A 22,986-nucleotide genomic window follows, 5' to 3' on the forward strand; every position below is an offset into this window, starting at 1 on the left:
CCCGTGGCCATTCGATTGTGGGAGTTTCTGATGCCGTCTAGCACCATCCTCGGTCGCTTGCCCGGTCTGCGACATTTCATTGAAGTTGCTCAACAGGGATCTTTCCGTGCTGCGGCAGACCGTCTGCATGTGGCGCCCTCGGCGGTCAGCAAACAGATCAAGAACCTCGAGCTCGCGCTGGATGTAGAGCTCTTTCGCAGAGATCGCGGTCGCGGCGGTCTGGAACTGACCGAAGCCGGAGATATCCTCCTGTTTCGCTGCGCTTCGGTCGTCAATGAACTGACCATCGCGCAGGACGAGATTGACCAACTTCAGGGAATGCAGCGCGGTCACCTGCGTCTTGGCGTGAACGAAGTGCTGGCCTCGGACCTCCTGCCCGGCATTTTGCGGGACATGAAATACAACCACCCCGGCCTGAATTTCTCGATCAAGGTCGAGAACACCCGAGAGATCGTCCAACGCCTGCAAGAGGGTGATATCGACATCGGGCTTGGCTACAACTTTCCGTCCTCGCCCGAGATCGAAACGCTCGCAACCCTGCGCAGGCGAACCTACGCGATCACATCCTTGGACCACCCGATGGCGCAGTTGCGCAAAGTCCGGCTGACCGATCTGGACGGGGAACAAGTTATTTTCCCCGATGAGTCCATCGCCATGCGCCAGCTCTTGACCGAAGCCATGGCGCAGGCCGGCGTCAGCGTCCACGAGGTCATGAACACCAATAGCTTCACCCTGCTGCGCCAAATGGTCGAAAGCGGGATTGGCATCGGCATTGTCTTTGGCCGTTTTCTGCAAATTCGGCGCGAGCGTATTTCCTTTGTCGAACTGCAAGACCTTCCGTTCGAGAGCCCGCCAGTGGCCTGCTGCCGTATGGCGGGGCGCACGCCAACGGCGTCCTCTGTTGCCTTTGGTGCAGCGATACGGACGATTTTCGTCCAATATGGCGGGTAATGCGGTCATCGCGGCTCCAGCGGGGCGCGATTGTAGTTTTTGTAGATCAGGTAGCGCGAAGGTTCGCGGCCCAAAGCACCAAACCACTGCGGCACGTGTGGTCCCATCCAGATGGCATCGCCAGCCCCAACAGGGTACCACTGATCATCCAAGCGGTAGACACCGCCACCGTCCAGAATAAGAAGCCCGTGTTCCATAAAATGCGTTTCCACATAGGCTAGCGACGCGCCCGGATGGAAATTCATGATATTGAATTCACCGTCAAAACCAGCGTCCGTCGGCAACATTTTTTGCACCATCAACCAGTCGTCACCGCGCAGAGGGGTGCCTTCGATGTCCGCGACCGCACCAAAAGCCGGTGCGGGAATGTCGCCTCGGGCCAAGAACCGCCACTCAAACAGGACGAAAGAGGCACCAGCAGACGCGTTCAGAGTCAGCGGTTCATTTGGCGGCAGAAATGCGTATCCATCCCGCTGCAGCGTCTGGCCCGTCGCAAAGCTAACCTCTCCCTGAAGCACAAAGATGAACCGCGCGATGCCTTCGGGCGCTGGTGGAATATCGGTCAGACCATCCACGCAGCGGACCAGTCCCATGGCAAATTTCGCACCCATGTCCGGAGTGATCAGATATGCCAACTCTGCGCCAGGCCAGTCGGGCTGGGTGATCCATTCGTGGCTTTCTGGCGTCAGAAGCGCGTGGTTTCGGCGGATATCCGAGCGGGTCTGTCCCAAGCTAGGTTTCATGAGGACTCTCCAGTGGGGCGCGTGCCCGCATAGGTCAGTATCAAGTCACGCAGCAAAACCATTCGGCGCGATAGTGTCGAGACGAGGATGTGTTCCTGCGGCGAGTGCCAATTATTGCCAATCGCACCAAGGCCATCGAGCGTCGGCACGCCAGCTGCACAAGTGAAGTTGCCATCGCTGCCCCCTCCAGAACGGGTTTCGATCATAGGAGCGTCGAGTGATGCGTTGATCTGGACTGCACGGGCGAACATTGACAAGGTTTCCGGCGTACGGGCTAGGCTTGGCTTTTCGATTTCACCAGACAATGTGATCGAGACCGATGGATCATCCGATTTGAGTGCCCGCAACGCATCTTCGACCGCATGCCCCAAGGCGTCATCGGCAAAGCGCACATCGATATCGCACGCGGCGTGGCCTGCGACGACGTTTGGTTCTGTCCCGCCGCGCACACGGCCCACATTCACGGTAGTCTCTGTAGCCAAATCGGTCATCTGCTCCAGCTGCCCAATGGTCCGCGCCATCTGAAGGATCGCCGAGCGCCCATCGGCAAAGGCTGACCCTGCGTGGCTTTCCACCCCGTGAAAATCGAGCGTGTACTTGGCGCGCCCCTTGCGAAATGTGATTGCCTCGTCCCCGCGAGCGGGCTCTGGGATAAGCGCCGCGCCCATCTTGCGCGCCTCTGCTTGGATAAGGGCGTGCGAGGTCGGAGAGCCGATCTCTTCGTCAGAATTGTAGATCAGCGTGACGGGGCCCGGCAGAGCCACACCGCTGGCCACGATATCCTTCATCGCGCAAAGCGCTAGGAAACCGCCGCCTTTCATATCCGCAATACCGGGGCCGTATTGCCGGTCTCCATCGCGCCGAATCTCAACGGTGCCCGGCGCGCAGACTGTGTCGATATGGCTGGTGACCAAGACGCCCGGTCCATCTCCGCCCGCAAAACGGGCGATCAGATGATCGCCCATACCATCCTGGCCAGTGACCCGCTCTATCACGCAGCCAAGGGGTTCCAGTTGCGACTGGATCAGGTCGACGAGCTTTGCAATCCCTGCAACGTCACCGGTCGGAGTGTCGATTTCGATCCACTCTAGCAGGCCCTCTAAGATGTCTTCGCTCTGCATGGGTTAGCTCAGGCTGTCTTCGTAGTCTTGCCAGATGCTCGGGGCGAGCTTCAGAGTTTGCTCGGCGGGGTGCGCCTTGTGCCAATGATCCGCGATCTCAGACCCGGTCGCAGCCCACACACCGGGGTGCGCCATTGCATCGCGCAAAATGGCTGCAAGGTTTTCGAACCGGTGCCCCCATCCCGAACGCGCAGGCGAAACACACATGTTGAAGTAACGGCCACGACGGTACTGCGCGCGGAATTCAGCCCGCCAGTTGTTGAGCAGGGCTTGCGGACGTTCGAGACCGGTCCCTTCGCGCGGGAACATCAAGAAGAAGATATCATCGAAATGGTAGTAGTAGGGCAGGGCCAGCAATGTCTCGGCCTTGGCGACATCGGACACCCAGTAGTAGGGCGCATCATCCGCCAGACCGTTGCCAAAGTAGCTATAGCCGCGCGCTCTGAGCAGCGCAATTGTGTCGTCCGTGGCGCAGCCGGTGGCCGCCCGATCGTCAGGGCGTGACAGGGCAAACCAGCCCTTGGGCGCTGCGCCTATGGCGTTGGTCAGAATGGCGGTGGCCCGGTCCATGTGCTCTGCCTCTTGGCCTGCGGCCAACAAAGAAGGATCCTCGCCATACAATCCTTGGGCCGCGAGCTCGTGACCGTCATCCAGAATGCGGTCGATGATGTCGCGGTAGCTTTCGACGATCACCGCAGGGGCCGCGAAGGTTGCCTTGATGTTCAGTTCTTTGAAAAGGTCGAGGAAGCGATCCAAACCTTCGTTCAGACCATAATGCCATGTGGGATAGGCCAGATCCTTGGCAGTGATACCCTTGCCCGCGCCGGCGGGATTCAAATTGACGGTTAGTCCCAGCGCCATGTGCTGGCCACTGGGCCAAGAGACCGCATCGTCGCGCATGCCAATCTCGTCAGAGGTGGTGTAGAAGTCTTTCCAAGGCATATCGTTACTCCGCCTCCGCCAGAGGGTGATGCATCAGGATGTGCTGCGCCAGTTCATCGCACGTCGGGAACCAGACGCCGGGCAGGGTTTTCATCCGCTGGATCAAGCGCTGGATCATGTCGACGCGCATGGCGTGGCCCGACACGAAGGGATGAAGCAGAAAGTTTACGTAACCGCCTTGCTTGTACTGCTGCAGAAACGCGGACCACCAGATTTCGAACACCTCGTCCACGTCCATCACGCGCTGAGCATCATTGGGCGTGTCGAGCCAACCAAAGCTGAAATACATCGCGTCGTCCAAAGCGTAGTGGAACGGCAATTGCAGGATCGGGTTCTGGCCGTTTGAGTCCAATTCGTAGAACGGCATGTCACTGGCCGAGGTGAACGAATTATAAACTACACCTTTGGATTTCAGCAGCGCGGGCGTGTGACTGGAACGTGTCCCCGTGATGGGCTTGCCCTGCACGGCGCTTAGCGCTGCCAAAGTGCGGGTTAGGTGAGCATCCTCGACCACTGGATCGGCGTAGACCTCGTGCTCCCACATATGGTCTGCCAGCTCGTGCCCGTTCGCGACCACGTCTTTCAGTGCCTCTGGGTAGAGTTCGCAAATCCGGCCAGGGGTGAACAGAGTGACCTTCACGTCTTCGGCGTCAAACATTTCCATGATCCGCCAGACGCCGACACGTCCACCGAACTCACCCTTGGCTTTTTGCCCCCAAGGTTCGTTCAGCAATCTGCGCAGCAGCATGGCGTCGAAGTCGAGGGTAAAGTTCACCGCGATTTTGACACCCTCGGGGTAGGCGAATTCGGGAATCGGGATACGGCGGCCCCGCTGGAAACGAGCCGTCTCAACAAGGCTCAGGAACGGGTCTTGAGCCGAAGCGGTGGGATCTGGGGAAGTCATTCCGCACTCCGGGTTGTGGTGGTGAAAGATGCGCGCGGCAAACCCGCGCGGTACAGAACGGCGGCCTCGGCCGCCTTGAGGCCAGCGATAACCGGATTGATGACCGGTACGCCCACTGCGGCGGTTAGCTTTTCCGGCAAGCCTGGGATGAATGACAGCGCAAAACAGCCCAGCACGAGCACATCGGCGCCTTGGGCGACACAGCCTTTGGCCCGTGCCACGATCGCAGACAGATGGCGATCGGGGTCGCGGTTCAGGTCGGCGACAGACCCTCCAATGGTGACCTCGGAAACGAAACTCCCCTCTATCCCGATGCCGCGAATGCGGCGACGCAAGCCCTTGGGCGTGGGGTCAGACGACAGCACCGAAAACCGCTCTCCAAGCTGCGTTGCCGCCAAAAGCCCCGCCTCTCCGGGTCCAATAACGGGGAGGCCCGAAACTTCGGTCAGCGCATCCACAGCAGGGTCACTAAAGCACCCGATCAGAACGGCATCGTATTGGTCGGACCATTTCGATGCTGCACCGCGAAGGGCCGGAAAAACCATCGCTGCGTCCGCCGCTGACTCGATCGCATCGGGGCCGTCGTCGGGCGAATTGATGAAGACCGCAGCCGAAGGCGCCCAACCGCGCAACATCTGAAGGCGGCGCTCGACCACATCCGACCCGGCGGTGCGATGCAGGGGGCTGGCCAGTTGATAGAGCACACGGGGGGTGGCCGATGAATACAGCATCGGGGAACGTCCTTTGATCAAGGGTGGGTCGAGGTCAGAAAGCGCGCTGCAATCCGACAAGTTTCTGGACAAGCGCCACGCCGCCAATCGAGAGCAGGATCGACAGTGTCGCAGCCGCTGCCGCTGTGGGCTTGAACTCGTAGGTCAGGAAGTCAAACAGCGCGAGCGGCAGGGTGTTGCCCCCAAGCGGCTTTAGCAGCAGCGAGATGGTGTAGAGATCGAAGCTGTTGATAAAAGAAAAGATTCCACCCATCGCCAGGCCCGGCATTACCAGCGGCAGGATTACCAACCGAAAGGTCTGCCATCCCGTCGCTCCGAGACTGGCCGACGCTTCCTCAAGAGAAGCGGGCACCTGACGGATTGCCGCCGCGATCGACACATAGGCATAGGGGAAGGACATCAAAATGTGTCCCATCTGCAGGCCCATGACAGTCTTGGCCATCTGAATTTTGTATAGGAAAAACAGCAGGCCAACAGCCGTCAACAACTCTGGCACCAAGAGCGGCAGGGTCATGCCCAGTTGGAACCAGCCTGACAGCTTGCCCGAAATCACCTGACCAGCCATCGCCGCCATCATTGCGACGGTCATGGTGACCACCGCTGTAATCGCGCCAATCCGAAGAGACATCAGCAGACCATCGACCAGATCTTTGCGCTCGAAGAACTCGATATACCAACGCCAAGAGAAGCCTTGGGGCGGGAATTCAATCATCATACCATTGGTGAACGACGCGCCGATGATCATGACCAGCGGAGCCATCAGGAAGATGTAAAGCAGGACGATCAGGATACCAAAGCCGACGTTTACCGGCTTTTGGTTGGAAAAGGTGTTGGTCATCTCGCTCATGCCTTGGACCTTTCCATGAGACGCGACGTGAGGGCGGTAAACAGACCCACGACAAGAATGGTAGAGACCGACAGCACGATGGCGAGCGCAGAGCCAAATGGCCATTGGAAGGTGCCCGTCAACTCGCCGATGATAAGCGTCGGCATGTAGCTGACCATTTGCCCGCCAAGCAGCGCAGGGGTCACATAGGCGGCCACCGCCAATACGTAGACGAGGATCATACCGGGATAGATGCCAGGAAAGCTTAGCGGCAGGATAATGTCGCGGAACACTTCGCGGCGGGTGGCCCCCATCGAAGACGACGCCTCGATCAACGTAGGTGAGATATTCCGCAGGGCGTTATTGATAGGCAGCACCATGAACGGCACAAACACGTGCACCAGCGCTAGGATCACCAGACCTTGGGTGAACAGCAGCCGCAGGGGGCGTTCGATCATCCCGAGTGCGAGCAGCGTTTCATTAAGGGGACCGTTCAGTGCGGCTGCGATCATCCAGCCAAAGTTCCGGACCAGAACACCTGTCATCAACGGGGATGCGATGCAGGCATAGAGGAAAACAGCCTTCAGCCCTTTGGCTTTGGACATGTGCCACGCAATCGGATAGCTGACGATCAAGCAGAGCAGGGTTACCGCGCCCGCAGTCAGCAGCGAACGTCCCAACACCCCCCAGTAATAGCCGTCACTTAGGATGCGGTCGTAGTGCATCGTGGTGTAGTCATCCCCAAAGGGTTCTGAGTGGCCAGGGGTGCGAAAGCTCATCTCGATCATGTTCGTGATCGGCAAGATCATAAACACAAAGATCAGGGCAACCGCAGGGATCGCGAGCAAGAGTTTCGGGTTGCGCAGGCTCATGGCGCGACCTCGGGCATCAGCCATGCGTGGCTGTGGTCAATCGCGATGCCAACCTCTTCGCCGGGCGCGACCTGATGGTTCGGCGGCGCCGTCAGCTTCAGGACAGAACCGTCTTGCAAGGTGATTTCGCAGTGCAGCGCTGCACCTAGGAAAGCGGACTTGGTCACTTTGCCTGCAAACGTGCCAGCACTAGGCGAGGTCAATTCCAACGCCTCGGGGCGCAAGAGCAACTCGGCGGGGCCAGCGATGCCAGGTACGCCGCTTAATTCGAGCTTGGCCCCAGCTGCTTTGATCTCGTAACGGCCATCTCCCATCGAGATAACGGACTGACAGGGGATGAAATTCGCTTCGCCGGTGAAGTCAGCGACATAACGTTCGACCGGCTTTTGGTAAATTTCACGAGGTGTCGCGAACTGGGCCACGCGGCCTGCCTTCATCACAGCAACCATGTCGGACATTGCCATAGCTTCGGACTGGTCGTGCGTAACGTAGAAAGCCGTGATCCCAGATTGCTGCTGCAGATCGCGGATCAGCCAGCGCACTTCGTCGCGGAGACGCGCATCAAGGTTCGCGAGCGGCTCGTCCAACAAAAGGAGTTTCGGTTTCAGAACCAGAGCACGGGCCAAGGCAACACGCTGCTGCTGACCACCGGAAATCGCGCGCGGCAAGCGGTCGCGCAGACCATCCAGCCGGACCAGTTTCATCACGTCGTGAACGCGGGTCTCGATCTCTGCCTTGGGCAGCTTCTGAAGTTTGAGTCCGTAGCCGATATTCTCGGCTACGGTCATGTGCGGGAACAATGCGTAGTTCTGAAAGACCACGCCGAAACCGCGACGGTTGGCAGGGGTCCCGAGGATAGATTCCCCGTCTACTGTGATTTCCCCACCATTTGCCTCGAGAAAGCCGGCAAGACACCGCAAAGTGGTGCTCTTACCGCATCCAGAGGGCCCGAGCAGTGTCACCAGTTGGCCGGACTCAGCCTTGAGTGACACGCCATCGAGCGCAAGAAAATCCTGATACCGCTTGCGCAGATCCCTGACTTCAACCGTCGCCATAACTTAAATTGTCCGTTCCCAGAGGTCGTTCAAGCCCGGCATGATTGCGAGCGTTTCGTCCCAGTCAAACCGGATGGCTTGGCTGACAACTTCGGGCTGCAGTGGCCATTTCTGTAGCTCTTCGGGCAGCTCGACCGTCTTGTTGGTCGGTGCGATCAGCCAGTTTTCCGCCATCCAAAGCTGGATTTCCGGGGACAGAACGAAGTTGATATAGTCAAAGCCCAGCTGCTTGTCGGGGCTGTTTTCGAAGACCGAGAACGAGTGGTCGAACACCAGCATGCCTTCTTCGGGGACGACATAGTCGATCGGAATACCGGATTCCTGCATCGCTTTGACTTCGCCAAGGTCGATGGGCGCCACGGCAACCTGACCCTGCGACAGCAGCGGTGTCAGCTGAGCCGAGTAGCCGATCTGCGGGAACGGACCCAGCTCCTTGAATTTCGCAACTGCAGTTTCGATGTCATCGCGGCCCGAACCAAAGTGCTCGCCCGCCCACATCGCCATCATGGTCGCGGCAGAGTTGGTGATTTTATACAGACCCAGCTGGCCGCGGAAGCGCTCGTCCCACAGATCAGCCCAGCCTTTGGGCGGCTCGTCCACAAGGTCGGTGCGGTATGCGATGACCAGCGGGGCCAGCATGCCGGTGACAGCGGTGTTGCCCTTGAGGATTGCAGGTTCGATCACGTCGGCCATGTTCGGCACGTTCTCGGGTGTGAGTTCCGCAAAGTAGCCGTCGTTGCGGATCATCGCGGTGTACTTTTCGTTCAGCATAACGGCGGGGAACGGGGGGTTCTCGCGGCCCGCAGCGCGGAAGTTCGAGATCCAAGCCATGCCCAGCCCGATGTCCAGATCGAAATCCTTGCCAATCTGTTCGGCAAACTTGGGCATCACGTGCTGACGCCAGTCATTCTCCCAGCGGCCGCCGAACATGTTGACGATAAAGGTATCGGACTGCGCCAGCGCGGGCATCCCGATCGCCCCCAGCGCAGCAGCGCCTGCGGACGTCTTGAGGAAATTACGTCGAGTGAAGGTCATTGATGGATCTCCTGTTGGGAAACATTATTAGCGGGTCAACTGCGCGTTTGGGAGGCGTAAGCTGCAGCCGCCCTATTTTACCCACCGGGGAGGCGGCGGGATTCGGTTGGGGGCCTTACATCTCGATCTTGTCAGGGTCGAGACGTAGGTCGATCAAAAGGGGTTTGCTCCGTTCGGCAATGGCAGTGCAGGCGGCACTCAGACTGCTTTCGTCGGTAACCCGAACAGTGGCAAATCCGAGCGTTGCGCAAGTGTCGGCAAAGTCGATGCGCGCAATCATTGACAGCTCCGGGCTCATGTTTCTGTTAGTGAATTGAACGTGTTCCGCGCCGTAGCTACCGTCATTGCAGACAATGACGATCAGGTCGGCTTGCTGCTGAACCGCGGTGACCAATTCGCTCAGACCAGACAGGGTAAAGCCGCCATCACCAGCGACCAAAACCGTGGGACGGTCCGTGATTGCAGTAGCGGCGCCGATCGCCTCTCCCAAGCCGCAGCCGATCGCGCCGAAATGCGAGGTGTAGACCAGATCTGCCGGACGGGTCACTGGCAGGTTGCGCCAGGCTGTGGTGACAAATCGGCCCAAGTCAGCCACCAGAACACGGTCTTTGGGCAGGGCCTGGTGCAAGCGTCGTAGCGCAGGGACCATATCAACCGTACCTTGGGCGGTCGGAGCAGCCTGCGGCAGGGTCGCAAAGGCGGCAGCCTCTGCTGCCAATTTCTCGCTTAGATCAGCCGTCGCGCCAGAACCAGGGATATCCGCCAAGTCCAAAAGCTCGGTAAAGGCACGGGCTGTTCCAGCGATATCGCCAATGATCCGCACAGACGGAATATCGAGGCGCGGCGTTTCCTCGGCGTCGGGCAGGATTTGCACGACCCGCTTGCCCATGGTGTAGGCACGCTCTTCGGTGGTGTGTTTACTTAGACTTGCCCCAAAGGCCAGAATGCAGTCGGACTGCATGATGACCTCTGTCGCAGTTGGATGGCTGAGACCGCCGCAGATACCGATATTAAAGGGCTCGCCTTCGAAAAGGCCCTGCGCTTTGAGAGTGGTGGCGAGTGGGGCTTCAATCCGCGCGGCCAGCTCTATCAGAGCAGCCCGTGCTTCGGGGCTGCACGCTCCGCGTCCCGCAAGGATCAGGGGCCGGCGCGCCGAGGCCAACATGCCCGCGGCATCTTCCAGCGCATCGCCCGAAGCAGGCGCGGCCGCGAAATCCGGTACGGGCATCGCGTCGATGTCGGGGCTCAAATCTTCCCACATCAGGTCAACGCGCATGTTGAAAACGACAGGGCAGCGATGGTGGGCCGCGATCCGGAACGCTCGGCTCAGATCCTCGATCGCAGTGTCAGGGCTGCGCATTTCAATGAAACGCGCGCCGGTGCTGGCAACAACTTCGCGCTGGTCGATATTTTGCAGGTGCTGCAGATCGCCGGGCTTGGTATCACCACACAAGACAACAAGAGGGATGCCGCCGCGCGCCGCCTCGGCCAAGGGTGTAATAACGTTGGTGAGCGCGGGGCCATGAGTGATCGTTGCAACGCCAGTGCGTCCGGTTGTCTGTGCAAAACCGATAGCGGCCAAGACAGCGTTCGCCTCGTGGGTGCACGCCACATATTTCCCAAGGCTGCCTTCGATATACGCATCCACCATGAAGAGATTGGCATCCCCGACCAAACCATACAGGTGTGTCGTCTGGTGAGCGGCCAGCGCCCGCGCCAATCCTTGGTGTAGTTTCATGGTATGTGCCGTATCTTTCATGTCTCGCCGCTGGCTGAACTCTGTGTGTGAATCAACATTATGCCGCAGCGCATCGTGACAAAAGTTCAAGTTACTCTAATTAAAAGTTCCTATTAGTGAACATTCTGGAACCACCTCACGGCAAAGGAATTTCCGCTTCGCATGCGGTGTCGCTTGCAAAAAATCACAACTTGGCCGGCCGTGTGGTGTTCTGGAAAACAACCGGTGATTTGACAGAACGCTGGCGGGCCAATAGCCATTTGGGAACTGCGCGTCGGGATTGATCTCCTGAGCATTCCCAAACAGGAGCACTGTCCCGAGTGACACAACATGCCATCGATCATGCGCGATTAATCCGCGCTTGCGCGGCAGGTGAGCGCGCAGCTCTCAAAGGCCTGCTGGATGCCGAAGGCGGACGTATGCTGGGTGTTGCCAAACGGATGCTGAAACGGACAGACCTTGCCGAAGATGCGGTTCAGGATGCCTTGGTGCTGGTTTGGCGTAAGGCCAGCCAGTATGACCCCGAACGTGGCAATGCGACCAGTTGGCTCTACACCATCTTGCGAAATAGGTGCCTGACAATGCTGCGGAACGAGGCCAGAGAGACGCCGACCGCACCTGAGGCGATTGACGAAACGATTGAAGACGGTGTGCTCAACACCGCTTGGGACCGTCTTGAATCCACTTCGGACCTAAAACGGTGCCTTGCGGGGCTCGATTTCGACACGCGTCGCGCAATCCTGTCCTCCTATGTCTTGGGCCACAGCCATGGAGAAATTGCAGGACGCATGAATGCGCCACTCGGATCGGTAAAATCATGGGTGCGGCGCGGGCTAGTCAAGTTGCGGGAGTGCATGACATGACAGATCGCTCTCTTGGACTACTGATTGACGAGGTTGCGCTCGGGCTAGCTGACGACGACGACGTTGCGCGGCTCGAAGCTATGGCCGCCGCAGATCCTATTGTCGCCGCGCGACTAGATCATGCCCGCGCAACCTTTGCTCTACTGGACGACACCGCTGATCCACTGCCGCTGCCCGAAGACATTTGGAAACGGATTGACCAAAGCATCGACCTTGCCGAAGCTGAGACAGCTCCGGTCGTTGCGAACGTGTCGGGTCAGCGCGCCTCCAAGACGGAAGAAAGCAACGTTGTCGAACTCGGCGCCGTGCGCGCGCAGCTTGCGCGCTGGCGTCTGTCCGCTTTTGCGGGGCTCGCTGCGGCGGTGGTTTTGGCCGTTGCGCTATCTTGGACCGTGATGTCCCCCAAGGACCCAGCTGTCATCGCAGTGCTGCTAAATGATCAAGGCGACGCCGTTGCGCTTATCGAGGGACGCCCCGACAACACCACGCGCGTTACCCTGCTAGAGCGCCCAGATGTTGCTGCCAATCAGGTCATGCAGGTCTGGACAAAACCAGATGCTGACGGCCCGCCCGTATCCTTGGGCCTGCTAGAGACCGGAGAGTCGCGCACCTTGACGATCCAAGGCCTGCCCGCACCCAACGCGCAGCAGCTTTACGAGATCACGACCGAGCCTGCAGGTGGGTCGCCCACCAATCTGCCAACTGGACCGATCCTTGGCAAAGGGTTGGCAAAAGAACCTGTGATATAGACTAAACGGCTGCGAGAAAGCAGACTGACAGCTACCGATTGAACAATAAAAAAGCCCTCCCCGACAACACGCCGGAGAGGGCTGAGTTCTGACGAAAGAGCTGTGCTTACTTCACTTTGCGCTCTGCAAGCAGACCTTTCCAGATCGCCCAACACATGACGAGCAGGACCACGGTAAAAGGAAGACCGGTCGAGATCACCATCGACTGCAGTGACTGCAGGCCACCCGCCGACAGCAGCAGAACGATCGCAACAGCACCTTCAAAGATGCACCAGAACACTCGCTGGGGCACGGGCGCGTCGACTTTGCCGCCTGCCGTGATCGTATCGATCACCAGCGAACCCGAGTCCGACGAGGTCACGAAGAACACGATGACCAGCACGATACCGATCAAGCTAGTGATCTGGGTCAGGGGCAGAGCGTCCAACATCTTGAACAGCTTGAGTTCCAGAGGCGCCTCTTGCGCGGCAGTGTAGCCGTCTTGAATGACCTGCTGGATTGCCACGCCGCCAAAGACCGACATCCACAGAACACAGACCAGCGACGGGATCAGCAGAACACACACAACGAATTCACGCACGGTGCGGCCACGGCTGACGCGGGCGATGAACATGCCAACGAAGGGCGACCAGGAGATCCACCAAGCCCAGTAGAACGAGGTCCAGCCTTGGCTGAAGTTCACGTCTTCGCGGCCAATCGGGTTCGACAGTGCTGGCAAGTGGGTCAGGTAAGCCGCCAGGAAATCCACAAAGCCAGTCAGGATGGCAATGGTCGGTCCGGCGATCAGAACGAACAGCAACAGCAGTGCTGCCAGACCCATGTTGATCTCGGACAGAACTTTGACGCCCCCGTCCAAACCACGCACAACCGAGATCAGCGCGATCGCCGTGATAATCGAGATCAGTACGACTTCGGTGGTCGAGCTTACTGGGATGCCGAACAGTTCGTTCAGGCCCGCATTCGCCTGTGTCGCGCCAAAGCCAAGCGAGGTCGCCAGACCAAAGAGCGTCGCAAACACCGCCAGAATGTCGATCACGTGGCCGGGCCAGCCCCAGACTCGGTCGCCAAGGATCGGGTAGAACGCCGACCGGATCGTCAGAGGCAGACCCTTGTTGTACGAGAAGAGCGCCAGTGCCAACGCAACAACCGCGTAGATCGCCCAAGGGTGCAGGCCCCAGTGGAAGATGGTCGCAGCAAAGGCCAGCTCGATCGCAGCTTGCTGGTCACCAGCCGCCGCGCCGAGCGGGGCCCAGTCGGTACGGACGCCGCCTTCGGTCGCGGTGCCGCCAATGGACGATGCAAAGTGGCTCATAGGTTCGGACACGCCATAGAACATCAGACCGATGCCCATACCGGCGGCAAACAGCATCGCAAACCAACCCATGTAGGTGTAGTCAGGACGCGCATCCGCCCCGCCTAGGCGTACTTTGCCAACCGGCAGCACGATCAGCAGCAGACAGAAAATGACAAAGATGTTCGCCGCACCAAGGAAGAACCAGTCAAAGCCCTTGGTCACAGCGCCAAACATCCAGCTGAACACGGAACCCGCCTGATCGGGCAGAGCGAGCGCGTAAAAGACGAATGCAATCACGCACATCCCCGAGATCAAGAATACCGGGTTGTGTACATCCAGCCCGAACGGGCCAATCTGTGTTTCAATATTATCCTGACCGATTTCATAATCGGTATCGATAATCTGGGACTTCCCTTCGGGTTCCGGGATCCCCTGATTTTCAGTTGTTTCGGCCATACATGGCCCCCCATTTCTTCACTATTGTTTTACTGTTCCCAAGGAACTTAAGTCCCACGGGCCCTGTTGGTTCCGCTAACAATTCAACGAACCACCATCACCGACACTTTTGCGCGGCGCGCGATCGTGCCGCCGTTGGACGGCCAGATGTAGTCTGTGAGGTTCGGAATGTGGCTGGCCATTACGACCAGATCCGCACCACATTGATCCAGTGCGTCCAGCAGCGTCGGGTCCAGATCGGTGGACGGATCGTGACTGGTCATCGCCAAGCTATCTGTTGAAATTCCAGCGCTTTCGCCCTGAGCAGCGGCGAAAGCTGCCAGCTTTTCCGCGAATTCCTGCGGTGTGTGGGCGACGGAGCCAGGCGTTGCAGCAGCGACGCCGACATAAACGACCGTTGCCTTGTAGTGCGTTGCCAGATCCGCCGCGCATTGCAGCGCGCGTTCTAGCTTGTCTGCATGTGCCAGGTCGACCGGCACCATGATTTTTGTGAACAAATTTGTCCCTCCTGCTGATTGGACCAGCACGGCGGGCGCACTGGTCTGTTCGGTCTTGGCCGGTAGGCGATCCCGCCTAGTCCTTGCGCCACTGGCCGCTCAAACACCCCAAAGGTGCGACGTCTTAGAGAGTTTTTATTGGGCGTCCTCTGCGTGAAAGGCACAGACGCCATAGACCTTTGATATAGCCTAAAGGTTTTGTGACAGGACTTAAAAGCGACACTTCTTGGTCGCTCAGCGATTTTTGGTCACAGTTTCGTGACAGATCGTTAGTTGCCTGCTCTGACCAATGGTCCCTGCAAACGCTATATTTCACAGTATTTTTCGAACCCAAGCCATTGCGTTTTCAGGCATCGACCCTCTCGGCGACGCGCCGGCCGTATGCAATAAGCGAGCTTGGGTTACAAGTGCAAGCCACCGCGCTGTCCGGCCACTTTCGGCCGACAGCGCGACAGCTCATACATCACAAAGAGTATATCAGCGCCTGTTACCTGCACAGGACAAGGCAAGCGACGGCGCGCTTCAGCTGCGCGGACGCGATTTTTGCGGGTCATAGTGGGGGAAGGGCGCGATTTTGGCCGCATAGCGTTTCAGGTGACCATCCAGTTGGCCGACTTCCACCTCGGTCCCGACATCCGCATGCGCCACGTCGATCCGTGCCAGCGCGATCCATTGCCCTGTCCGAGGGGACCACATGGCCGAGCAAACCTCACCGACTTGCGCGCGGCCAATCCGAATGCAATCACCGTGGGCGATGGCATTCTGCCCTTCGACCTCCAAACCTACGAACTTCCTCGACGGATGCTCTTTGCGGCGGAGCAGCGCATCGCGCCCGACGAAATCAGTGGTTTTCGATTTGAGCGGCACTGTGAAACCGATCCCTGCTTCGAACGGGTCGGTTTGGTCAGAGAAGTCATACCCCGCAAAAACCAGCCCACTTTCAATCCGCACGAGATCTAGCGCAGCCAAACCCATCGGCTTCATCCCCATGGGCTGTCCGGCCGCCCAGATTGCATCGAAAATCGCGGCACCGTCTTTGGGGTGGCAAAAAACTTCGTAGCCCAATTCACCCGTGTAGCCCGTCCGCGAGATAACAACAGGAATTCCTTCGGAACCACCAAGGCGCGCAGGCGTAAAGCGGAACCAGCCCATCTCGGTCAGGTCTGTGTGATGAGGCGCCGTCCAGAACAGCGATGTAATCAGCTCACGCGACTTCGGGCCCTGGACCGCCAGATTATGCATCTGATCTGTCGAGGAGCGGATCATCACGTTCAGGCCCAAACGCGCGGCCTCTTCGCGCATCCATGCTCCGCCCATTTCCGATCCGCCAATCCAGCGGAAGTTCTGCGGCCCAAGCCGGAAGAGCGTACCATCATCCACCATACCCCCGTGCGGATAACACATGGCAGAATAGACGACTTGGCCCTCGGCCAGTTTTTCCACATTGCGCGTCAGCACCCAGTTCATCAACGCTTCAGCATCTGGGCCCGTCACCTCGAATTTGCGCAGTGCGGACAGGTCCATGACGACCACGTCCTTGCGGCAGGCCCAATAGCTTTCGACCGGATCACATTGCGGGAAAGAGTTCGGCAGCCAGAATCCGTTATAGTCGTCAAAGTCTTGGGTCATTGCGGCAAAGCGATCGTGAAAGGCGCTCTCGCGGGTCATGATGGGATCCTCGTCGGGGGTCGGGCGCCACGCGGTCGCGCGGCCAAACCGCTCTGCACCGTCATAGGTACGCACATGAATGTCGGTTAGCAGCCAACCGTTCGCAGGCGATGTGTCGTCGGGGCACGCAGATGACACACAAATCAAGTCCGTGAGCGCCCGCAGCAGCACATAGTCACCGGGGCGCGACCACGGCTCGTCGGAATACATGACGCCGTGCTCATCAATGCCGGTGTTGAAAAAGAAGTTGGCCGCCATCCAGCCCGGTCGTGCGGGCACGCCATACTGGGCCAGCGCCCCATTGAAGTTGTCCGAGCAATTCACATGCCCAGGATACCCGATATCGTCATAGTATTTGGCATTGCAGGCCAGTGCAAAGGCGTCATGGCGCCCGCAAGTGTCCTGCACCACCTCGATCAAAGGGGTCAGATCGTGGTCGAAATACTTTCCATGCAAGCCGGGCATGGGGTAGCTGTGCCCTTGGATCGTGCGGGTGGTGGTCACATCCAGAGGGTGGAAAATACCCTTGTCCACCTTGCGCGCATCAAAGGCTTGGAAGTCCGTACACTGCCGCCCGTCCACATCCATGATCTGGATGTAATCGCCCTTTTTCACGCGATAAGCCCGTGCGGTGGCAGAGACCACGCGCAGGTCGAGCACCGGCTCGGCCAAAGGATCAGGCAAAGCGAACGCACCTGTCTGCCGTGCGGTGGCTCGGGTTAACGTCACTGCAAGCGGGGTCGCGGTGACCTGCGCCTCGAAATCAGGAGCGGGGCAAGGGGCCGTGATTAAAACCCAGCCATCAGCTTGGACAGCAAAACTTTCCGCAGTGCCCGCGGGTGATGTGGATGAGAATATTTGCAAGGTTTGCGCGCTGGAAACATTAATATCGCGCTGAACCAGACCCGCTTGTAGGCGCGGCATATCAGCAAGCGCAGCACGCACGCCAGCACCCTGTGCATTTCCAGAAACCCCAAGGATTGCCGGATCGCATCGCCCATCGCGGTGCGCCGCCAATACCTCACAGATCTGGCCACCTTCGGTATTGCGGACGATCAGCCTGTCGCCAGCCTTGATTTCGATCAGCGCAGCGCCGCCACCTTGCACGGTGTAGCGCTCTTCTTTCGGGCCAAGCCCGTAGGCGGCCGCACGCCGCGGGACGGAGCCACGCGGCGGGCCGGGCCGGAACGGCTGACCAATCTGGTCGAGGATCATAGCATCTCTCTTTTCATGAAAGGTGCCTCGGGCCGATCAGGCCCGAAGCGCAGGTCTTGCTTAGTTTTGCAGATAGACTTCAAGGCTATCGTCCAACGCATCTTTCCACGGGGTGTGGTGGACGGGCGCTTCGGTGCCGGTGATGACCGACGTGTACGAGTTGTTGCGGAAGCCCATAATGTTCTCAGACTTGTGCTTCTTCCACTCAAAGAATGCCTCGCAGGCACCATCCACGTTGAAGGACGGATAGTCAGTCTCGGCGACAAGCTCTTTGATGTAGTCTGCCTGATACTTGATGGCGTATTTGGTGTCGTCCGAGGCCTCTTCGCGCGCTTCGCGCTCTGCCACGTCAGCCATCAGAACCTGCTTGTCTGCGGGGATCTCGATCCGGCCCATGATCGCGTCACGCACCCACCATGCCTGAGCATCGAACATATTAAAGGTGAACCACTGATCCTGCATACCCAGATAGAAAAGCTTGGGATTGTGAACATAGGCCACGCCTTTGTACAGGTCCGCGGTTGCCAGACGGTTCGCTGTCTTGAGCCGCAGATCATCTGGCAAGAACGGGAAATAATGGCGATAGCCGGTGCACAGGATGATCGCGTCGATATCCTTGGTGGTGCCGTCCTTGAAATATGCCGTTTTGCCTTCGACACGTTCAAAACCGCCTTTTTCCTCCCAGTTGTCGGGCCAATCAAAGCCCATGGGGGCCGAGCGGTAGCAAGTGGTGATCGAATTCGCGCCGTACTTCCAGCACTGGGACCCGATGTCTTCGGCTGAGTAAGACGAGCCCATCAACAGCACATCTTTGCCCTCGAACTCGCGGGCATCGCGGAAGTCGTGCGCGTGCACGATCCGGCCATTAAAGCGGTCAAAACCGGGATATTCAGGCACATTGGGCGAAGAGAAGTGACCAGACGCCACGATCACGTTGTCAAAGCGTTCGCGGGTCACGGTGTCTGATTTCATATCATGGACAGTGACCTCAAAATCACCCTTATCGGCATCGTATTCGACCCAACGAACAACGGTCGAGAAACGGATCCAGTCACGCACATTCGCCTTGAGCACGCGACCTTCAATATAGTCGAACAGTACAGCCCGGGGTGGGTAGGATGCGATCTGCTTGCCGAAATGCTCTTCAAAGGAATAGTCGGCGAACTCAAGACCCTCTTTGGGACCATTCGACCACAGATAGCGGTACATCGAGCCATGCACAGGCTCGCCATTTTCATCGACGCCGGTGCGCCACGTGTAATTCCACAGACCGCCCCAGTTCGACTGCTTTTCAAAACATACGATTTCGGGGATTTCTGCGCCCTTTTGCGCTGCGGATTGGAAGGCTCGTAGCTGAGCAAGTCCCGAGGGGCCCGCGCCGATGACTGCAACTCTTTTGGTCATGTCGTCTTCTCCATGTTGGCTCGCTTATTGGTGTGAACCATTTTTATGAATTGGTTCTTTTGGTTGTTACTGGTGTGGGCCAAAAATTTAATGGTGGTCAACAAATTTTCTTTGGGAGAGAATAATTGGTGGGAAAACCTACCCCGGACTGTCGTGTTTTTAGGCGTGAGGTAAGAAGATGAGCGCAGCCTCCTTGGCACAGCGACTCGCCGTGTCGGGCAGTTTGCCTCGGCTCAGCGTCCAGATGCGGGCCGCTGTGCGGATCGGCATGCTGGTCCCCATGACCGGCCCAGAAGAGTTCTGGGGCCGTCCAGGCCTGAAGGGCTGCCAGATCTGGGTGGATTGGATCAACGAACGCGGCGGCATGATGATCGGGGGCCGCCGCCATCTCGTCGAACTCGTCGCCGAAGACAGCGCGCATGGCGAAGAGGCGACGCTAGAAGCGGCCCGTCGCATGGTCGAAACCCAAAATGTTCGCCTGATGCTGACGCTCGGCGGACCGAACATGGGCTTGGCTTTTGCCTACCTGATGGAAAAAAAGGTACTGACTGCCACGCTGCTGCCGTCTGACCTGTCGCCGGATCACCCGACGCTGATCGCTCCGGCCGAGGTGCACCCCTTCTTTAACGTCACAGGCGTCGAGTGGCTGGCCCGCGCCCACCCCGACGCACGCCGCATCGCGCTGTGTTCGCAACAAGATCCACTGGGACTACCGTCACTTGCCACCTACCGTGCCGCGTGCCGTGTGGCGGACCGCGATGTGGTGGCCGAAGTCCTGTATGATGACGACACCGCCGATATCGACGCCATCGTTGCCGAAATGATGGCGTCGCGCCCAGATGTCCTGTGCTGGTGCAGCTCGCCGCCCCCGACCATCGACGCCATGACCCGCGCGGCCTATCGCGCAGGCTTCAAGGGGCGCATTCTGGCCTGCACCTGCGACACCTATCGCGACCTTCTGGACAGCACCTCGCCGGAGTTCATGGAGCGGTTCACCTTCCAGTTTCCAGATTTTGACGATCCAGCATTGGACGACGCAGAGTTCTTTTTTCGACAGCCCAAAGCCTTCTTTCAGACCTACACGCAACGATTTCCGAATGAATGGTCCGCCGTGAGTTGGGAATATGCGTCGATCCTCGACATCTGGCACGAGGCAGTCGAGACAGCCGCCAGCCTTAGCACCTCTCCGGTTCTGGCGGCGCTAAAACGCGGTCGGCACATGCCTCATGCCTTTGGTATGGCGAAATGGTGGGGGGACGACGTTTATGGCATCGACAACGCCTTGGTCGGCGATTGGCCCGTCGTGTCCATCAAGGACGGAAAGGCCGTGATCGAAGAGTTCGGCTCCGTGCTGGACTGGCTCGAAACCCACAAAGACATTCTGATCGAAGAGTTGAGCAATGTTGGGCAGCTCTGGCATCAGCGGGGAAAACCCGACCTTGTCAGTGCGCTCGCGACCGCAGACGAACAATAAAAGCAAACCAGACAGAGTAGGCCCTTGGAAAAGAAGACAGGCACCGCCCCCCTCCGCCAGAACCCACATGCCATCAAAGAGCAGCGGGAAAAGAACCTAGAAGTCGCGATTGGCCGTCAGGTCCGCGAGTTGCGCAAGCGGCAAAGGCTGACAGGGGCTGATCTGGCAGGGATGACGGGACTATCTGTCGGGATGCTGTCCAAGATCGAAAACGGCGTGATCTCTCCGTCGCTGAACACAATCTCGGCTCTGGCGAATGCACTGAAGGTGCCTCTGATCCAGCTGTTTTCGGGCTACGAGGAAACACGCGGCTGCATGCATGTCAAAGCAGGCGAGGGCGCAGAGATCGAACGCGAAGGCACTCGCGCGGGCCACCAGTACAATCTGCTCGGCCATATCGGGTCTAATAATTCCGGCGTGGTAGTCGAACCTTATCTGATCACGCTGGACGAGAACTCGCACTTCCAGACCTTTCAGCACGAAGGAATCGAGTTCCTCTATATCCTCGAGGGCAAGGTGAATTACCGCCACGGCGACCAGCGCTACCTATTGGAAGAGGGCGACTCGCTGTTCTTTGATTCGGATGCTCCCCACGGCCCCGAGGAGATCACGAGTCTGCCGCTGCGCTACCTGTCGATCATTACCTATCCGCAGACACGCTGATTGGTCCAATAGTGGACCAATCGCGGTCCAATCCATACGTTCAACCAAATTTTCGCACAATTCTTAGGCACAAAAGCTCCACTCCGAGCAATTTTCCGGTGGAGAGATAAACTTTCCTGTTGGGAAATTAAATATCCCGCTACTAAAGGGTCAAGGACGCAAGCTCGCGTCTCGTCTTAAGTCACAAGGAGACCCCCCATGTGCGGCATTGTTGGCCTATTCCTGAAAAAGGACGACCTGCGCCCCAAGCTGGGTGACATGCTGACCGATATGCTTATCACCATGACTGACCGCGGCCCCGACAGTGCGGGAATTGCGATCTACGGTGACGAAGCGGCGGGAAGCACCAAGATCACCGTGCAATCGGACACCCCCGACATCGCCTTTGCAGGACTGGAAGCTGCGCTGAACGAAGCGCTAGGCACCACCGCATCGGTCAAAACAGTCGACACCCACGCCGTGATCGTTTTGCCTGTCGAGAAACAGGATGCAGCGGTTTCTTTCCTCGAAGGAAAGGGCCTGCGGATCATGGGCGTTGGCTCGTCGATGGAAATCTACAAAGAGGTGGGCCTGCCCAAGGACGTTGCAGCGCGCTTTGGTCTGCGCGACATGGGTGGCAGCCACGGCATCGGCCACACCCGCATGGCGACGGAATCCGCTGTGACAACCATGGGCGCGCATCCCTTCTCGACCGCTGATGATCAGTGCCTTGTGCACAACGGTAGCCTGTCGAACCACAACCAGATGCGCCGCAAGCTGGCGAAAAAGGGCGTCTTCACCAAATCGGAAAACGACACCGAAGTGGGCGCAGCCTATATCAGCTCGCGCATCGCAGAAGGTGCCTCGTTGGGTCAGGCGCTGGAAGGCACCATCGACGATCTGGACGGCTTCTTCACCTTTGTGACTGGCACCAAGAACGGCTTTGGCGTGGTCCGTGACCCCATCGCCTGCAAACCCGCCGTCATGGCCGAAACCGAAGACTACGTGGCCTTTGCCAGCGAATACCGCGCCTTCGCGGACCTGCCGGGCATAGAGGCCGCCAAGGTCTGGGAACCCGAACCCGCCACTGTCTACTTCTGGGAGCGCTGATCCAATGACCACTCTGGATATGTCCACCACCCCCCTGCGCGAGGTCAACGTGACCCTGCAAGAGGCTGCGAAATCCCAATCGAACAGCGCGTTTGAGATCACCAATCCTCGCGGCAGTCACGCGGTCGCTGTGGGCCTTGATGGCCCGCTGTCTGTCACGATCAAAGGCTCGACCGGTTACTACTGCGCGGGCATGAACAAATCCGCGACCATCCGCGTAGAAGGCTCCACCGGCCCCGGCGTTGCGGAAAACATGATGTCCGGCGAAGTCGTCATCGAAGGCGACGCGTCCCAGTACGCAGGCGCGACCGGCCACGGCGGTCTGCTGAATATCAAGGGCAATGCCTCGTCCCGCTGCGGCATCTCAATGAAGGGCATCGACATCGTCGTCCACGGCAACATCGGCCACATGTCTGCATTTATGGCGCAAAAGGGCAACTTGGTCGTGCTGGGGGATGCTGGAGACGCGCTTGGGGACTCGCTGTACGAAGCGCGCCTGTTTGTGCGTGGCTCCGTCAAATCTCTGGGTGCCGACTGCATCGAAAAAGAGATGCGCCCCGAGCATCTGGAAATCCTCAAGGACCTGCTGGCCAAGGCGGGTGCGAACGCGAAACCCGAAGAGTTCAAGCGCTATGGCTCGGCCCGCAAGCTCTACAATTTCAACATCGACCACGCCGACGAATACTGAGGAGCGCG

General features: G+C 58.6%; 21 protein-coding genes. 7 read left to right on the forward strand and 14 right to left on the reverse strand.

The annotated features are described in order from the left end of the window. The first annotated feature begins 30 nt into the window (after nt 1-30). A complete protein-coding gene (locus BM225_RS15860) occupies nt 31-951 on the forward strand; it encodes a LysR family transcriptional regulator (RefSeq protein WP_092464925.1) in 921 nt (306 codons plus the stop codon). A gap of 5 nt (nt 952-956) precedes the next feature. Here BM225_RS15860 and allE read toward each other — a convergent pair whose 3' ends face one another. The 10 genes from allE to BM225_RS15910 all read right to left on the reverse strand — a co-directional run bounded on the left by allE (nt 957) and on the right by BM225_RS15910 (nt 10,939). Beyond that, nucleotides 957-1,694 carry a (S)-ureidoglycine aminohydrolase gene (allE, locus tag BM225_RS15865; RefSeq protein WP_092464926.1) on the reverse strand — a complete coding sequence of 246 codons (738 nt, stop codon included), beginning with the start codon at nt 1,692-1,694 and terminating at the stop codon, nt 957-959. Beyond that, complete coding sequence (locus tag BM225_RS15870; protein WP_092464927.1) at nt 1,691-2,815, reverse strand: M20 family metallopeptidase; 1,125 nt, start codon at nt 2,813-2,815, stop codon at nt 1,691-1,693. The genes allE and BM225_RS15870 overlap by 4 nt, the downstream gene beginning before the upstream one ends. A gap of 3 nt (nt 2,816-2,818) precedes the next feature. Next, nucleotides 2,819-3,757, reverse strand: coding sequence for a polysaccharide deacetylase family protein (locus BM225_RS15875; RefSeq protein ID WP_092464928.1), 939 nt, complete (start codon nt 3,755-3,757; stop codon nt 2,819-2,821). 4 nt (nt 3,758-3,761) lie between these two features. Beyond that, a complete protein-coding gene (locus BM225_RS15880; RefSeq protein WP_092464929.1) occupies nt 3,762-4,661 on the reverse strand; it encodes a polysaccharide deacetylase family protein in 900 nt (299 codons plus the stop codon). After that, nucleotides 4,658-5,392, reverse strand: a complete 735-nt coding sequence (locus tag BM225_RS15885; protein WP_092464930.1) for an aspartate/glutamate racemase family protein — start codon at nt 5,390-5,392, stop codon at nt 4,658-4,660. Before BM225_RS15885 ends, BM225_RS15880 begins: the two co-directional genes overlap by 4 nt. A 34-nt stretch (nt 5,393-5,426) precedes the next feature. Next, complete coding sequence (locus BM225_RS15890; protein ID WP_092464931.1) at nt 5,427-6,239, reverse strand: ABC transporter permease; 813 nt, start codon at nt 6,237-6,239, stop codon at nt 5,427-5,429. After that, nucleotides 6,236-7,114, reverse strand: coding sequence for an ABC transporter permease (locus BM225_RS15895; RefSeq protein ID WP_245780517.1), 879 nt, complete (start codon nt 7,112-7,114; stop codon nt 6,236-6,238). Before BM225_RS15895 ends, BM225_RS15890 begins: the two co-directional genes overlap by 4 nt. Further along, a complete protein-coding gene (locus BM225_RS15900; protein ID WP_092464933.1) occupies nt 7,087-8,145 on the reverse strand; it encodes an ABC transporter ATP-binding protein in 1,059 nt (352 codons plus the stop codon). The genes BM225_RS15895 and BM225_RS15900 overlap by 28 nt, the downstream gene beginning before the upstream one ends. A gap of 3 nt (nt 8,146-8,148) precedes the next feature. After that, entirely contained in the window at nt 8,149-9,180 is a 1,032-nt protein-coding gene (locus tag BM225_RS15905) for an ABC transporter substrate-binding protein (RefSeq protein ID WP_092464934.1), read from the reverse strand. 115 nt (nt 9,181-9,295) lie between these two features. Continuing rightward, nucleotides 9,296-10,939, reverse strand: a complete 1,644-nt coding sequence (locus BM225_RS15910; RefSeq protein ID WP_092464935.1) for a thiamine pyrophosphate-binding protein — start codon at nt 10,937-10,939, stop codon at nt 9,296-9,298. 299 nt (nt 10,940-11,238) lie between these two features. Between BM225_RS15910 and BM225_RS15915 the strand changes: the two genes are divergently transcribed. Then, nucleotides 11,239-11,781: a sigma-70 family RNA polymerase sigma factor gene (locus BM225_RS15915; RefSeq protein WP_245780518.1), complete on the forward strand. Its 543-nt coding sequence runs from the start codon at nt 11,239-11,241 to the stop codon at nt 11,779-11,781. Next, entirely contained in the window at nt 11,778-12,530 is a 753-nt protein-coding gene (locus tag BM225_RS15920; RefSeq protein ID WP_092464936.1) for an anti-sigma factor, read from the forward strand. The genes BM225_RS15915 and BM225_RS15920 overlap by 4 nt, the downstream gene beginning before the upstream one ends. Nucleotides 12,531-12,636: 106 nt before the next feature. Here the strand turns inward: BM225_RS15920 and BM225_RS15925 are convergent, their stop codons facing one another. The 4 genes from BM225_RS15925 to BM225_RS15940 all read right to left on the reverse strand — a co-directional run bounded on the left by BM225_RS15925 (nt 12,637) and on the right by BM225_RS15940 (nt 19,064). Further along, complete coding sequence (locus tag BM225_RS15925) at nt 12,637-14,280, reverse strand: BCCT family transporter (RefSeq protein ID WP_072703421.1); 1,644 nt, start codon at nt 14,278-14,280, stop codon at nt 12,637-12,639. Between the two features lie 83 nt (nt 14,281-14,363). Next, nucleotides 14,364-14,777 carry a universal stress protein gene (locus BM225_RS15930; RefSeq protein ID WP_072703418.1) on the reverse strand — a complete coding sequence of 138 codons (414 nt, stop codon included), beginning with the start codon at nt 14,775-14,777 and terminating at the stop codon, nt 14,364-14,366. Nucleotides 14,778-15,299: 522 nt separating this feature from the next. Then, nucleotides 15,300-17,660, reverse strand: a complete 2,361-nt coding sequence (locus tag BM225_RS15935; RefSeq protein ID WP_092464937.1) for a trimethylamine N-oxide demethylase — start codon at nt 17,658-17,660, stop codon at nt 15,300-15,302. 60 nt (nt 17,661-17,720) lie between these two features. Beyond that, the gene (locus BM225_RS15940; protein WP_072703413.1) at nt 17,721-19,064 is read right to left on the reverse strand and encodes an NAD(P)-binding domain-containing protein; all 1,344 of its coding nucleotides are present in this window, start codon (nt 19,062-19,064) and stop codon (nt 17,721-17,723) included. 178 nt (nt 19,065-19,242) lie between these two features. On the opposite strand from BM225_RS15940, the gene BM225_RS15945 reads away from it, so the two are divergent. From BM225_RS15945 to BM225_RS15960, 4 genes are all read left to right on the forward strand, one after another. Further along, the gene (locus BM225_RS15945) at nt 19,243-20,538 is read left to right on the forward strand and encodes an ABC transporter substrate-binding protein (RefSeq protein WP_092464938.1); all 1,296 of its coding nucleotides are present in this window, start codon (nt 19,243-19,245) and stop codon (nt 20,536-20,538) included. Between the two features lie 24 nt (nt 20,539-20,562). Further along, nucleotides 20,563-21,201 (forward strand): helix-turn-helix domain-containing protein, encoded by a 639-nt coding sequence (locus BM225_RS15950; RefSeq protein ID WP_092464939.1) that lies wholly within the window; start codon nt 20,563-20,565, stop codon nt 21,199-21,201. A 198-nt stretch (nt 21,202-21,399) separates the two neighbouring features. Beyond that, on the forward strand, nt 21,400-22,290 hold the full coding sequence (locus tag BM225_RS15955) for a class II glutamine amidotransferase (RefSeq protein ID WP_092464940.1): 891 nt from the start codon (nt 21,400-21,402) through the stop codon (nt 22,288-22,290). Between the two features lie 4 nt (nt 22,291-22,294). Beyond that, on the forward strand, nt 22,295-22,978 hold the full coding sequence (locus BM225_RS15960; protein ID WP_092464941.1) for a GltB/FmdC/FwdC-like GXGXG domain-containing protein: 684 nt from the start codon (nt 22,295-22,297) through the stop codon (nt 22,976-22,978). Nucleotides 22,979-22,986: the final 8 nt, after the last annotated feature.

This window comes from Donghicola eburneus (genome assembly GCF_900115865.1).
In the GTDB taxonomy this organism is placed as follows: Bacteria; Pseudomonadota; Alphaproteobacteria; order Rhodobacterales; family Rhodobacteraceae; genus Donghicola; species Donghicola eburneus.